Annotated in this window: 12 protein-coding genes; 6 read left to right on the plus strand and 6 right to left on the minus strand. The window is 65.4% G+C overall.

The window, feature by feature from the left end:
- The 3 genes from B7X30_RS12715 to B7X30_RS12725 all read left to right on the plus strand — a co-directional run.
- The coding region (locus B7X30_RS12715; RefSeq protein ID WP_286730993.1) for a DUF2844 domain-containing protein at positions 1–455 on the plus strand (455 nt) is incomplete at its 5' end.
- A 12-nt stretch (positions 456–467) separates the two neighbouring features.
- Positions 468–1,721, plus strand: a complete 1,254-nt coding sequence (locus tag B7X30_RS12720; protein WP_286730994.1) for a DUF3443 domain-containing protein — start codon at positions 468–470, stop codon at positions 1,719–1,721.
- Between the two features lie 88 nt (positions 1,722–1,809).
- Positions 1,810–3,033 carry a DUF3443 domain-containing protein gene (locus B7X30_RS12725; protein WP_286730995.1) on the plus strand — a complete coding sequence of 408 codons (1,224 nt, stop codon included), beginning with the start codon at positions 1,810–1,812 and terminating at the stop codon, positions 3,031–3,033.
- A gap of 12 nt (positions 3,034–3,045) precedes the next feature.
- Here the strand turns inward: B7X30_RS12725 and ruvB are convergent, their stop codons facing one another.
- Positions 3,046–4,104 (minus strand): Holliday junction branch migration DNA helicase RuvB, encoded by a 1,059-nt coding sequence (gene ruvB, locus B7X30_RS12730; RefSeq protein WP_276707911.1) that lies wholly within the window; start codon positions 4,102–4,104, stop codon positions 3,046–3,048.
- A gap of 40 nt (positions 4,105–4,144) precedes the next feature.
- Positions 4,145–6,124 (minus strand): monovalent cation:proton antiporter family protein, encoded by a 1,980-nt coding sequence (locus B7X30_RS12735; protein ID WP_286730997.1) that lies wholly within the window; start codon positions 6,122–6,124, stop codon positions 4,145–4,147.
- A 284-nt stretch (positions 6,125–6,408) separates the two neighbouring features.
- On the opposite strand from B7X30_RS12735, the gene B7X30_RS12740 reads away from it, so the two are divergent.
- Both B7X30_RS12740 and B7X30_RS12745 read left to right on the plus strand, forming a co-directional pair.
- Positions 6,409–6,612, plus strand: coding sequence for a cold-shock protein (locus B7X30_RS12740; protein WP_041608319.1), 204 nt, complete (start codon positions 6,409–6,411; stop codon positions 6,610–6,612).
- Positions 6,613–6,713: 101 nt separating this feature from the next.
- On the plus strand, positions 6,714–6,851 hold the full coding sequence (locus tag B7X30_RS12745; protein WP_013122011.1) for a hypothetical protein: 138 nt from the start codon (positions 6,714–6,716) through the stop codon (positions 6,849–6,851).
- 28 nt (positions 6,852–6,879) lie between these two features.
- Here B7X30_RS12745 and B7X30_RS12750 read toward each other — a convergent pair whose 3' ends face one another.
- Positions 6,880–7,227, minus strand: coding sequence for a c-type cytochrome (locus B7X30_RS12750; RefSeq protein WP_286731000.1), 348 nt, complete (start codon positions 7,225–7,227; stop codon positions 6,880–6,882).
- Positions 7,224–7,733 (minus strand): c-type cytochrome, encoded by a 510-nt coding sequence (locus B7X30_RS12755; protein ID WP_013122009.1) that lies wholly within the window; start codon positions 7,731–7,733, stop codon positions 7,224–7,226. Before B7X30_RS12755 ends, B7X30_RS12750 begins: the two co-directional genes overlap by 4 nt.
- A gap of 388 nt (positions 7,734–8,121) precedes the next feature.
- Here B7X30_RS12755 and B7X30_RS12760 point away from each other — a divergent pair, with 388 nt between their 5' ends.
- On the plus strand, positions 8,122–10,638 hold the full coding sequence (locus B7X30_RS12760) for a cation-translocating P-type ATPase (protein ID WP_286731001.1): 2,517 nt from the start codon (positions 8,122–8,124) through the stop codon (positions 10,636–10,638).
- A 139-nt stretch (positions 10,639–10,777) separates the two neighbouring features.
- Here B7X30_RS12760 and modD read toward each other — a convergent pair whose 3' ends face one another.
- Together modD and B7X30_RS12770 are read right to left on the minus strand one after the other, a co-directional pair.
- Positions 10,778–11,620, minus strand: coding sequence for a ModD protein (modD, locus tag B7X30_RS12765; protein ID WP_286731002.1), 843 nt, complete (start codon positions 11,618–11,620; stop codon positions 10,778–10,780).
- Positions 11,598–12,293: a molybdate ABC transporter permease subunit gene (locus B7X30_RS12770; RefSeq protein WP_286731003.1), complete on the minus strand. Its 696-nt coding sequence runs from the start codon at positions 12,291–12,293 to the stop codon at positions 11,598–11,600. Before B7X30_RS12770 ends, modD begins: the two co-directional genes overlap by 23 nt.
- Positions 12,294–12,303: the final 10 nt, after the last annotated feature.

Genomic DNA, 12,303 nt, shown 5'->3' on the forward strand with positions numbered 1-12,303 from the left:
TCACCCTTGCACTGAGCAGCCTTTCGGCCCAGGCCGGGCTGGGCCGTCCGTTGTCAGAAGCGGCCCAGGACGGCAATCCGGTGAGTCAGGTGCAACGTGTCGCGGCGCAGGCGACGTCTGGCCCGACTGCAGCCAGTAATGCCTCGGCCGTTCAATCGCAAACCGTGCAAACGCCGCAGGGCGTGACGGTCACGGAATATGCCAACGCGGCGGGCACGGTGTTCGCCATCACCTGGAAGGGGCCATTCAAGCCCAATCTGCAACAACTGCTCGGCAGCTATTTCGCCCCCTACGTCCACGCCGCCCAGACGCAGACGCAACAGCTCAATGTCTCGCAGGTGGCGGGCAGCGACATCGTCGTGCACAGCGCGGGCCGCATGCGCGGCTTTCTTGGCGTAGCTTGGGTGCCCTCGCTGGTTCCTGCCGGCTTCGACCCCGCCAGCCTTCAGCCCTGAGGCTGCGCCGCCATGTTGACCGGACTGCGCCTCTGGCGCCTTAGCGGCCGTTTGATGCGTCTGGCCGCCCCCGCTGCGCTGGCCGGCCTGCTGTTGACCGGCTGCGGAGGCGGCGGCAGCAGCGCGCTGCCATCGCCACCATCTGTCACCCTGACCAACCCCGCAACGGGCAGCAATGTGGCGGCGGTCAGCATTCGCCAGCTCCAGAGCGCCCCCAGCATCACGGCGAACACGCCCTATGTCGATGTGAAGGTCTGCGATGCCAGCGGCAACTGCCAGACCATTCCAGACGTGATGGTGGATACCGGCTCGGCGGGGCTGCGGCTTTTTGCCAACAAGGTCGCACTCAATCTCCCTGGCATTGCCTCGGGCGGCGGCACGCTGGCCGCCTGCGCCCAGTTCGCCTCGGGCTATGCCTGGGGCAGCATGCACCTGGCCACGGTGCAGATCGGCGGCGAGGTCACGACCACGGCCATCCCCGTTCAGTTCATGAACGACCCCACCCTACCCGCCGCGCCTTCGACCTGCGCCGCACAGGGCATCGACTTCGCCACCCGCTTCGCCCCGGTGGCCAACGGCATTCTGGGCATCAGCAATTTCATTCACGACTGCGGCGCAGGCTGCACTGCGGCCACACCAGCCACCGACCGCCCTGCGATGTATTACCGCTGCGCGAACGGCGCTTGCAGCCAGACCAGCGCCGAACTTTCGCAACAGGGCACCAACCCCATTTCCGCGTTTGCCGTGGACAATAACGGCAGCATCCTGAACCTGCCCGCCGTGGCGCCCGGTGGCGCTGCCAGCGCGACCGGCACGCTGGTGTTCGGCATCGGCACGCAATCCAACAACGAGCTGCCCGCGGGCGCCGAAATTTTCCCCATCGGGCAAGATGCCTACATCGACGGTCGCATCGATGGCGTGATGGGCCGCGGCTTCATCGACAGCGGCTCCAACGGCTACTTTCTCGACCTCGACCCCAGCGTCACCCGCTGCACACCCAACGCCGCATTCAGCTGGTACTGCCCCAGCAGCCCGGTTGCGCTCACCGTTCAGCTCAGCGGCGCCTCCAGCGCGCAGACCCTGGTCATCGGCAATGCGCAGACCATGTTCGACCAACAGTTCACCGCCCTGCCCGCTCTGGGCGGCACCGCCGCCATCGCCCAGTTCGCCGATCTCGGCCTGCCCTTTTTCTACGGCCGCCCCATCGCCACCGGGTTGGAGAACAGCAGCAACCCCAGCGCGCCCTACGGCTACTGGGCGTTCTGAAGCCGATGGACACTGTCATCTGAGCTGCGGTTCAATGATTCGGCGATGACCCCCGACTTGTATTTGACCTAGCCCCGAGGCCGCAACCATGCCGCAAGCAAGCCGATCCGCCTTTTTTCGCACAGCATCCGTCATCGCCGCTTTGAGCACAGCACTGTTGCTCGCGGCTTGCGGAGGAGGCGGCTCAAGTAGTAACGCCATCCCCTCAGGCAATGTGATCCCCGTCAGCATTCGCCAACTCGGCAGCAACACCACCACGCTCACGGCGAACACGCCTTACGTCACCGTCACGGTCTGCGCGCCAGGCGGCAGTCCTTGCCAGTCCATCCCGGACGTGCTGGTGGACACCGGCTCGCAGGGGCTACGGCTGTTTTCCGCTGCACTCAACAGCACTCAGCTGAGTGCGCTACCCCAAATCACCAACGGCAGCTCCACCTTGGCGGCCTGCGCGCAGTTCGCCTCGGGCTATGCCTGGGGCAGCATGCGGCGTGCCATCGTGCAGATCGGGGGTGAAGCCACCACGACCGAGATCCCGATCCAGATCATGGATGACGCCGCGCTGCCCGCCGCGCCCAGCAGTTGCAGCGGCACGGGCGGGGTCGATTTCGCCAGCAATTTTTACGGCATCGCCAACGGCATTCTGGGTGTGAGCAATTTGAAGTACGACTGCGGCAGCGCCTGTGCTCAAAGCAGCGCAGGTGGGGTGTATTACGCCTGCGGCGGTAGTACCTGCACGGGGGTGACAGTGGACACTTCGCTGCAAGGCATCAACCCCATCGCGGCATTCGCCACGGACAACAACGGCAGCATCCTCGCCCTGCCCGGCGTGCCGCTGCCCCTTGGCGCGCCCAGCGCAAACGGAACGCTGATTTTTGGCATCAACACGCAGGCCAACAACACCCTGAGCGGCGCGCAGCTTTATCCGCTCGACAGTGCGGGCAATCTGTCCCTGACCCTGAACGGAACGGCTGTGTCGGGCTTTGTCGACAGCGGCTCCAACGGTTATTACCTGGCGCTCAGCGGCGTACCGACCTGCTCGCAGACCTCAAGCTTTTACTGCCCTTCGCAGGCGTTCAGCCTGGCGGCCAGTCTGCAGTTGGCTGACCGCTCCTATGGGCCGGCGCAAAACATCGTGATCGGCAATGCGCAAGAGATGTTCCAGACGCAAAACGCCGCCCTGCCCGCGTTGGGCGGAACGGCGGCCATTTCGGGTTTCGTGGATCTGGGGCTGCCGTTTTTCTACGGCCGTTCAATCGCGACGGGCCTGGAAGGCACCAACGCCAGCGCGCCCAACGGCTATCTGGCTTATTGAGCTCGCCGGACCTCAACCGCCGAACAGATCGCCGCCCGGACGCTGCGGCGCGGCCAGGCCGAGATGGGCGTAGGTCGCCGCGGTGGCGATGCGCCCGCGCGGGGTGCGTTGCAAATAGCCCTGCTGGATGAGGTAGGGTTCGATCACGTCTTCGATGGTGTCGCGCTCTTCGCCAATGGCTGCGGCCAGATTGTCCAGCCCCACCGGCCCGCCGTCGAAACGGTGCACCACGGCTTCGAGCAGCTTGCGATCCATCACGTCGAAACCCAGCGGATCGACGTCGAGCATGCGCAGTGCGGCATCGGCCACTTCGGCGCTGATTCTCCCGGCGGCTTTCATGTCGGCATAGTCGCGCACCCGGCGCAGCAGGCGGTTGGCGATGCGCGGCGTGCCGCGGGCGCGGCGGGCAATCTCGACCGCGCCGTCCGGGTCGATGACGGCGCCGAGCAACTTGGCCGAACGCAGCACAATGCGAGTCAATTCCTCGGCGGTATAAAACTCCAGCCGGGCGACGATGCCGAAACGGTCGCGCAAGGGGTTGGTCAACATGCCTGCGCGCGTGGTGGCGCCGACCAGGGTGAAGGGCTGCAGGTCGATTTTCACACTGCGCGCGCCCGGCCCTTCGCCGATCAGAATGTCGATCTGATAATCCTCCAGCGCCGGATACAGAATCTCCTCGACCACCGGCGAGAGGCGGTGAATCTCGTCGATGAACAGCACGTCGTTGCGCTCCAGATTGGTTAGCAACGCGGCCAGATCGCCCGCGCGTTCGAGCACCGGGCCGGAGGTCGAACGCAGGTTCACGCCCATTTCCCGCGCCACGATGTGCGCCAGCGTGGTCTTGCCCAGACCCGGCGGGCCGAACAGCAGCACGTGGTCGAGGGCTTCTTCGCGCTTGCGCGCCGCGCCGATGAAAATGTCGAGCTGCTCACGCACCCGCGCCTGGCCGACATAGTCGTCGAGCTGCTGCGGGCGCAGCGCACGCTCGGCCACGGCCTCCTGCGGCGACACGGCCGCAGCATCGATCACCCGCGCGGGGCTGGCAGCAAAGGCATCAGGTTGTATGGGCACGGCAGGCGACACGAAGAACTGGAAATCCGCACAGCATAGATCAACCGCGCAGCAGCGCTTCTTCCGCCACGGCCAGCGCATCAGGCAGGCCGGAAAGCACCACGGTATCGCCCTCTTGCAGCAGCAAGGTGGGAGCGGGTTTGAGCACCTGACCGTTGCTGCGCCGCACCTGCGTGACGCGCGCGCCCTCGCGGCTGACCGCACGCAGCATCTGCCCCACGGCGGCGGCTTCGGCGGTAAGGGTGATCGATTGCAGGCGCGGCTGATCGGCGTCGTCCAGCGAGGCATCGTCGCTGCCGTGAAACCAGTCGCGCAGCAGGCTGTAGCGCTGCGCGCGCGCATGTCGCACCCGTTTCAGCACCCGCGGCAGCGGCACTCCCACCAGAGCCAGAGTGTGAGAGGCCAACATCAGCGAGCCTTCGAGAATTTCGGGCACCACCTCGGCAGCGCCAGCCTGGCGCAACTCTTCCAGCGGACCGTCGTCCATGGTGCGCACCACCACCGGCACATGCGGCGCATGCTCGCGCATGAGATGCAAGATGCGCAGCGCCGAATGCGTCTCGACATAGGTAATGACCAGCGCACTCGCCCGCTGCAAGCCGGCCGCCTGCAGCGTGGCCAGCCGGGTGGAGTCGCCGTACACCACGTTCTGCCCGGCGGCCTTGGTCTGCGCCACCCGGTCGGGATCGAGGTCGAGCGCAAGGTGCGCAATGTGCTCGGTATCGAGCAGGCGCGCCAGATTCTGCCCGCAGCGGCCGAAGCCGCAGATGATGACGTGGTTCTGCGCCTTGATGGAACTGCGCGCGATATTGGTGAGCTGCAGCGAGGCGAGCATCCAGTCCGCCGATGACACCTTCAGCACGATGCGGTCGATGTACTGTCCCAGCAGAGGGGTGTAGAGCATGGAAATGACCATGGCCGCCAACACCGGATTGAGCACCTCGGGCGGAATGAGCTTGTTGCCCGAAGCGATATTGATCAGCACGATGCCGAATTCACCCGCTGGCGCCAGCCACAGCGCCACCCGCAGGCTCAGCCCCGGCGGCGTTTTTCGCAGACGCTCGATGCCGAACACCAGCGCCGCCTTGACCAGCGGCGGCAGCACGGCCAGCAGCAGCACCAGCCACCACTGCGCCAGCACAAGCCGCCAGTCGAGCAGCATGCCGATAGTGATGAAAAACAGCCCGAGCAGCACGTCGCGGAAGGGGCGAATATCCGCCTCCACCTGCGCCTTGTAGGGCGTTTCGGCAATGAGCATGCCGGCCAGAAATGCGCCCAGCGCCAGCGACAGCCCGGCCAGCTCGGTGATCCAGGCCAGCCCCAAGGTGAGCAGCAGCAGATTGAGCATGAACAGCTCATCGGACTTGCGCTTGACCACGATGCGCAGCCAAGGCTGCAGCAAGCGCCCGCCTGCCAGCAAAATGACCGCCAGCACCAGCACCGCCTTGATGGCAGCAAACAGCAGCAGCCGCGGCAGATCGGCGCTGTGCGAAGCCAGCGCTGGAATCAGGATCAGCAGGGGCACCACCGCCAGATCCTGAAACAGCAGCACACCGATGATGTGACGGCCATGCTCCGAGTCGAGTTCGATTTTTTCCGCCAGCAGCTTGACCACGATGGCCGTGGACGACATGGCGAACGCGCCGCCGATGGCAATGCCCGCCGCAATCGCTTGCGACCAGAACTTTGGCATGAACCCGGCGAACGCCAGACTGGCCAGCAGCACCGCCGCCAGGGTCGAGAGCATTTGCGCGGCGCCCAGCCCGAACACCAGCGAACGCATGGCCTTGAGCTGGCCCAGGCTGAATTCCAGGCCAATGGAAAACATCAGGAACACCACGCCGAATTCAGCCAGATGCTGCAACCCGGCGGTGTCTCCGGCCAGCGCCAGGGTGTTGGGGCCGATGACCACGCCCACTGCCAGATAGCCGAGCATGGGCGGCATGGACATGGCGCGAAACACGGCCACACCGATCACTGCGGCAACGAGGTAAAGCAGGGTGAGTTCGAGGCCGGTCATCGTGGAGAAAAAAGGCTGGCGAAAATTTTGTATCTACCCGGCGCAGCATAAGTCATGCCCAAGTTCCCAACGCGGATCACACGTCGAGCCAGAAACCAATTACAATGAATTCCGTAGTAACGCAAAAGTAGGTCGTTTTGAAGAAGATCGTCGAAACCCAATCCGTCTGCCCTGCAGCGGTTTGCGGCCTGATTGAATTCCCCAAGTGATTTCTGGCGTGTTTCTGCACTGCGCTGGCATGTTGCTGCGCAGCTCATTCACTTTTTAGGAACTCAAAAATGGCTATGCAAACTGGCGCCGTCAAATGGTTTAACGAAAGCAAGGGCTTTGGCTTTATCGCCCAGGACGGCGGCGATGCCGATCTGTTCGTGCATTTCAGCGAAATTCAAGGCAATGGCTTCAAGACCCTGGCAGAAAACCAGCGCGTGCAATTCGAAGTCAAGCAAGGCCCTAAGGGCCTGCAGGCTTCGAACGTGACGCCGCTGTAATCATGATCTGATCCCGCAAGGGCTCAAACAAAAAACCGCAGCCTTGGCTGCGGTTTTTTTATTCCCGATACGGGACAATGCACACAACAAGGAGCGTCATCATGCCCAAAGGTCAGCAACGGACGAACAAGGAAGTCAAAAAGCCCAAGGCGGACAAATCTCCGCCCAAACCAATTTCGCCAGACGCGGTGCGGCCGGAAATCGTCACCTTCGTGCCGGATCGTCACAAGAAAAAATGAGCGCCACGCCCGGTTGAGCGTTCTCTTTTCAGGGCGCGGGCTTGAGGCTCAGAATCCACTTCGCCAGATCGAGCGCCTGATGCGGGTTCAGGTAGCCGTCCGGGGCGTAAGCGGGCATCGGAATCACGCCCCATGTGCCTTGATGGCCGTTGAGAATCGCGTCTTGCAGAATGGCCGCAGCGTTGGGGTTGTGAGCGTAACGTTGCGCCACCGCGGTGTAAGCCGGCCCGACCTTATTATGGTTGATGGCGTGGCACGAAAAACAGCCCTGCGACTCGGCCAGTTTTTGCATATCGGAAGCGGAGGCGGCCCACGCGACGGCAACCGCTCCCCAGGCGAGCGCGCCGCCGATGACGATTCGACGCAGCCCAATCACTTGAATTGCTGCCCCATGGTGGCGCCCTTGGAGAGCTGGGTGAGATAGGCCACGAGGTCGATCATTTCCGGGCTGTTGTACGCCGGGGGCTTGCCGACGATGCCGGCGCGCACGCAATGCACAATCTGCCGCTCCAGGGTGTAGACCGCGTGCTTCTTGGCCTTGAATTTCGGATAGTTGGCCGCTGCGCCGATCAGACTGGGCAGATGGGCGCCCGCCGGGGTCGTGCCCTCGGTTTTGCCGCCGTCCGTGTGGCAGGCGGCGCAGGTCATGAGATGGCTGCTGAAGGCGTTGGCCGGCACCCAGGTCTGCTTGGTGCCGAAGGTGTCGTTGGCGAAAATTTGCGCGCCTTGCGCTGCGGCCTCGTCGATCGACGAGACTTTGGCCGTGGCGGTGAACTTGCCCGCCGGTGCGGTCGCGGCAAAGGCCGAGCCTGCTGACAGCGCCAAGGCGGTCATGCAGAGTGCGGGAATGAGCGATTTTGATGAACGCTTCAGTTGGAACATCGTTGTCTCCTCGCGCGGTTGCGCAGTTGCGTTTTTTGATTGTGCTGCGACTGCAAGCCGGCAGCGGTGAGAAGATGTGACAAGGTGCTTGCAGAGGTGTGCGCGGTGTCATCCAAACCCAGAACATGCGCTGCTAATCTTTGCGCATTCCGGCCATCAGCGAGCGCCCGTGCCCCTTCCCGAACAACCTTATGAGAAAACGCAGGGCCGCCCCAAGTTTTCTTGTCCACCTCGTGGCTTGCAAGCCGCTCGGATTCGGCTGCGTCCAAGCTGCCGCAGGGCAGCTTGGAGCCGCGGGTCTCATCCCGCTCGGGGGGCGGCCGCTGCAAAGCGGTGGCCTGGGGGCGCTCTCTGGCATGCCCGCGAAGCGACTGACGCGCTGGCGGCCTTGCAAAGCGATGCGCAGCGCGGCCTGAGCGCGGACGAAGCCAGGCGGCGCCTGCGTGAGCAGGGCCTCAATAGGCTGCCCGCCCCGCCCCGGCGTGGCCCTTTGCTCCGCTTCGCGCTGCAATTTCATAATCCGCTGATTTATGTGTTGCTCGCCGCAGGGTGGGTCACTTTGCTGCTGCGCGACTATGTGGACACCGCGGTCATCTTGGGAGTGGTGCTGATGAACGCCGTGATCGGCTTTGTGCAGGAGGGAAAGGCTGAGCAAGCGCTGGCCGCGGTGCGCGCCATGCTCGCCAGCCGGGCCACCGTGCTGCGCGACGGGGTGTATGCCGAGTGCGACGCGTCCGAGCTGGTGCCCGGTGACCTGGTATTGCTGGAATCCGGCGCCCGGGTTCCAGCCGACTTGCGCTTGCTGCAGGTCAAAAACCTGCGTATCGACGAATCTGCGCTGACGGGCGAATCCGTGGCCACCGAGAAGGACACCGCCGCAGTAGACCAAGCAACGCCCGTGGCGGAACGCCGCTGCATGGCCTACGCCGGAACCGTAGTGCGCTACGGCCAGGGGCGGGGTGTGGTGGTGGAAACCGGGCGCACGACGGAAATCGGCCGCATCGGCGACATGGTGCGCGAGGCCGCCGAGCTGGAAACCCCGCTGACGCGCCGCCTCGGCCGCTTCTCGCGCCAGATCACCTGGGTGATTCTGCTGTTGAGCGCCCTGACCTTCGCCTTTGGGGTTGCCGTGCGGCACATGCCCATGTTCGACGTGTTTCTCGCCGCGGTCGGGCTCGCGGTTGCGGCGATTCCCGAGGGCCTGCCGGCCATCGTCACCATCGTGCTGGCGATCGGCACGCGCAATATGGCGCGTCAGCGCGCCGTGCTGCGTCGTCTTCCCGCCGTCGAAACCCTGGGCTCGGTCACCGTGATCTGCACCGACAAAACCGGCACGCTCACCCGCAACGAAATGACCGCGGTGCGGGTCATGCTGACGGGATGCGAACTCGCCGTCAGCGGCGCGGGCTACGCGCCGATTGGCGTGTTCACTTCCGCGGGCAAGCCGATCCATCCGGCGCAGCATGACCCGCTGCAGGCGCTTGCCACCTGCGCCTTGCTGTGCAACGACGCGCAATTGCAGCAAGATGCGCAGCAGCAATGGCAACTCGTCGGCGATCCCACCGAGGGCGCGCTGCTGGCGCTGGCCTACAAAGCCGGTCTCGACGGGGCGGCGCTGCGCGCGCAGTTTCCGCGGGTCGATGCCATCCCCTTCGAATCCGAACTGCGCTACATGGCCACGCTGCATCGCGACCCGCAGGGCAAGGCGTTCATTCTGCTCAAGGGCGCGCCGGAACAGGTGCTGGCCTTGTGCACGCTGGAGGCGAATGGCGCGCCGGTGGTGCAGTCCGACTGGCTCACCGCCATCGAGCGGGCAGCGCAATCGGGCTTGCGCGTGCTGGCGCTGGCACGCTGCGAATCCGCCTCCGACCTGGCGAAACTCACCGTCGCCGACATCACGCCGCGGTTCACCCTGCTGGGCCTGGCGGGCCTGATCGATCCGCCGCGCGATGAGGCCGTTGCCGCAGTGGCCGAGTGCCAGCGGGCCGGACTGCGGGTGAAAATGATCACCGGCGACCACGCCGCAACCGCCGCAGCCATCGGTGCGCAGATCGGGCTGAATGCCGCGTTGCCGCTCGACGGTGCGCGCATCGACTCACTCGATGAGGCCGCCTTGCGCCGCGCCTTGCTCCAGACCGACGTCATCGCCCGCGCCAGCCCGGAACACAAACTCCGGCTGGTGCGCGCGCTGCAGGCCGATGGCGAACTCGTCGCCATGACTGGCGACGGCGTGAACGACGCACCGGCGCTCAAGGCCGCCGACATCGGCGTGGCGATGGGGCGGCGAGGCACAGACGCCGCGCGCGAGGCCGCCGATCTGGTGCTCACCGATGACAACTTCGCCACCATCGCCCGCGCCGTGCGCGAAGGCCGCGCGGTGTTCGACAACATCAAGAAGTCGCTGCTATTCATCCTGCCGACGAATATCGGCGAGGCTGGCGTGATTTTGTTTGCCCTGCTGGCGGGACTGGCCCTGCCGGTCACCGCCAGCCAGATCCTGTGGGTGAACATGGTCTCCGCGGTCACGCTGTCGCTGGCGCTGGCCTTCGAGCCGCCCGAAATCGACGTCATGCAGCGGCCGCCGCGCTCACCCGCCGAGCCGCTGATCACCCGCTCCATGCTGGTGCGCATCGGGTTCGTCAGCCTGCTGATGGGTGCAACAACCTTCGGCATTTTCGAATGGGAACTGGCGCGCGGCAGCAGCCTTGAGCTTGCACGCACCGCAGCGGTCGATATGCTGGCCTTCGCCGAACTGGCCTATCTGTTTCAGGTGCGCAGCTACACCGCCTCGGCGCTGCATCGCACCCTGTTGCACGGCAATCCGGTGGCGCTGGCGGTGGCCATTTTGCTGGTGCTGCTGCAGCTGGCGTTCACCTACGCGCCGCCGCTGCAGTCTTGGGGCTGAGCCTGGCGGTGTTTGCCGCCATCGAGATCGAAAAGGCGCTGTGGCGGCGAATGGGCCTGCAGCGCATGTGAAGGAGCATCCGTGGCGGGGGCCGACCCCGCCGCAGCAAACCGCATTCTCGACGGCGGCGCGAGAGAGTTCACAGCCGCTGCATTACCGCGCCGAAGTCGGCGGCCTTGGCGTTGTACAGGCTGGAGGTCACGAGCACGTCCACCCCGCTGGCGGCAAACGCTGCGGCGTTGTCGGGGCGGATGCCGCCTGCGGCGTTGATGGTCAGCCGCGGCTGCAGCGCGCGCAGTTGCGGCACGAGCGCGGTCAGTTGCTCGGGCGACATTTTGTCGAGCTGCACGCCGTCCGCCCCGGCGCGTGCGGCGACCAGCGCGTCGTCGGCGCTTTCGGCCTCGATGAGCACGAATTTTTCCGGGCTGTGCGCCTTGGCGCGCGCCACCAGCTGCGCCGCATCCAGATCAGGCAGAAAGGCGCGGTGCTGAGCGAACACCAGAATGGTTTCCGACAGCCCGGCGCGGTGCACCATGCCACCGCCGCACAGCACGGCGTAGTGCTGCAGCTTCCGTGCTCCGGGATGCGCCTTGCGCGTGCCCGCCACCTGAATGCGCGGATTGCCCGCGCGCGCGGCATCGACCATCTGCCGCGTGGCGCTGGCGATGCCGCCCAGATATTCGAGCAGGTTCATGCCCTGTTTCCAGGCCATGTGCAGCGCGTGCGCGTTGCCGTGCACCCTCAGCACCGCCTGCCCCGGCGCGGTGGCATCGCCATCGGCCGCCAGCGGCTCGGGGCGCAAACCCAGCGATTGCGCCAGACGCAGCAGCGGCGCCAGGCCCGCGAGCACGCCGGGCTGGCGTGCGCAGTAGGTGAGGCTGCCGGGCACGTCGGGCAGGGCCAGCGCGCGCGTGGTTTCGTCGTGCAGCGGCAGGTCTTCGAGAATGAGCTGATCGATGTCAGCCTGGGTGAAATACATCATGTTTGGCAAGCTCCTTGTTTTGCAGCAGACGCACGGCAACGAACAGCACCAGGCTGAACCCGCCCAGCAAGGCGCTGAGCCAGGCCGCCTGGGCGTAGTCGCCCGTGGTCACGGTGTTGAAAATCGCCAGCGACAGGGTTTCGGTGCGTCCGAGGATGTTGCCGCCGAGCATGAGCGAAATCCCCACCTCGCCCATGCCGCGCGCCAGCGCCAGCAGCAGCCCGCCGAGCAAGGCGGGCAGGGCAATCGGCAGGTGCATGGTGAGGTACACATTGACCGGCCCGCGCCCCAGGGTGAGCGCCACCTCGTGCCACACACGGGGATGCGTCTGCAGCGCGGTCTGCAGGGTCTTGACCGCCAGCGGCAGCCCGGCGATGAACGCCGCCAGCAGCAGCCCCGGAAAGGTGAACACAAAATTCACGCCGACGAGCTGCAGCGCGCGCCCGAGCAGGCTCTCGCGCCCCAGCAGCCACAGCAGGGCAAAACCGATGACCACCGGCGGAAACACCAGTGGGATGGTGATCAGCGCATCCAACCAAGCCGGTCGGCGCAGGCCGAATTGCAGCGCGTAACCCAACACCACGGCAGCCGCGGCGTAAGCGGGCAGCACCAGCAGGGCGATTCGCACGCTCAGCCACAGCGCCTTGACCGCATCCGGGGTGAGGACGGACATGCGGCAAGGC

Source organism: Thiomonas sp. 13-64-67 (assembly GCF_002282795.1).
Classification (GTDB): Bacteria; Pseudomonadota; Gammaproteobacteria; order Burkholderiales; family Burkholderiaceae_C; genus Thiomonas; species Thiomonas arsenitoxydans.

Excerpts from the sequence above, each read along its gene's own strand:
- B7X30_RS12755 (WP_013122009.1), bottom strand. The coding sequence starts at position 7,733 with ATGTTCCAACTGAAGCGTTCATCAAAATCGCTCATTCCCGCACTCTGC.
- B7X30_RS12720 (WP_286730994.1), top strand. The coding sequence starts at position 468 with ATGTTGACCGGACTGCGCCTCTGGCGCCTTAGCGGCCGTTTGATGCGT.
- B7X30_RS12740 (WP_041608319.1), top strand. The coding sequence starts at position 6,409 with ATGCAAACTGGCGCCGTCAAATGGTTTAACGAAAGCAAGGGCTTTGGC.
- B7X30_RS12745 (WP_013122011.1), top strand. The coding sequence starts at position 6,714 with ATGCCCAAAGGTCAGCAACGGACGAACAAGGAAGTCAAAAAGCCCAAG.
- B7X30_RS12725 (WP_286730995.1), top strand. The coding sequence starts at position 1,810 with ATGCCGCAAGCAAGCCGATCCGCCTTTTTTCGCACAGCATCCGTCATC.
- B7X30_RS12735 (WP_286730997.1), bottom strand. The coding sequence starts at position 6,124 with ATGACCGGCCTCGAACTCACCCTGCTTTACCTCGTTGCCGCAGTGATC.
- B7X30_RS12770 (WP_286731003.1), bottom strand. The coding sequence starts at position 12,293 with ATGTCCGTCCTCACCCCGGATGCGGTCAAGGCGCTGTGGCTGAGCGTG.
- modD (WP_286731002.1), bottom strand. The coding sequence starts at position 11,620 with ATGATGTATTTCACCCAGGCTGACATCGATCAGCTCATTCTCGAAGAC.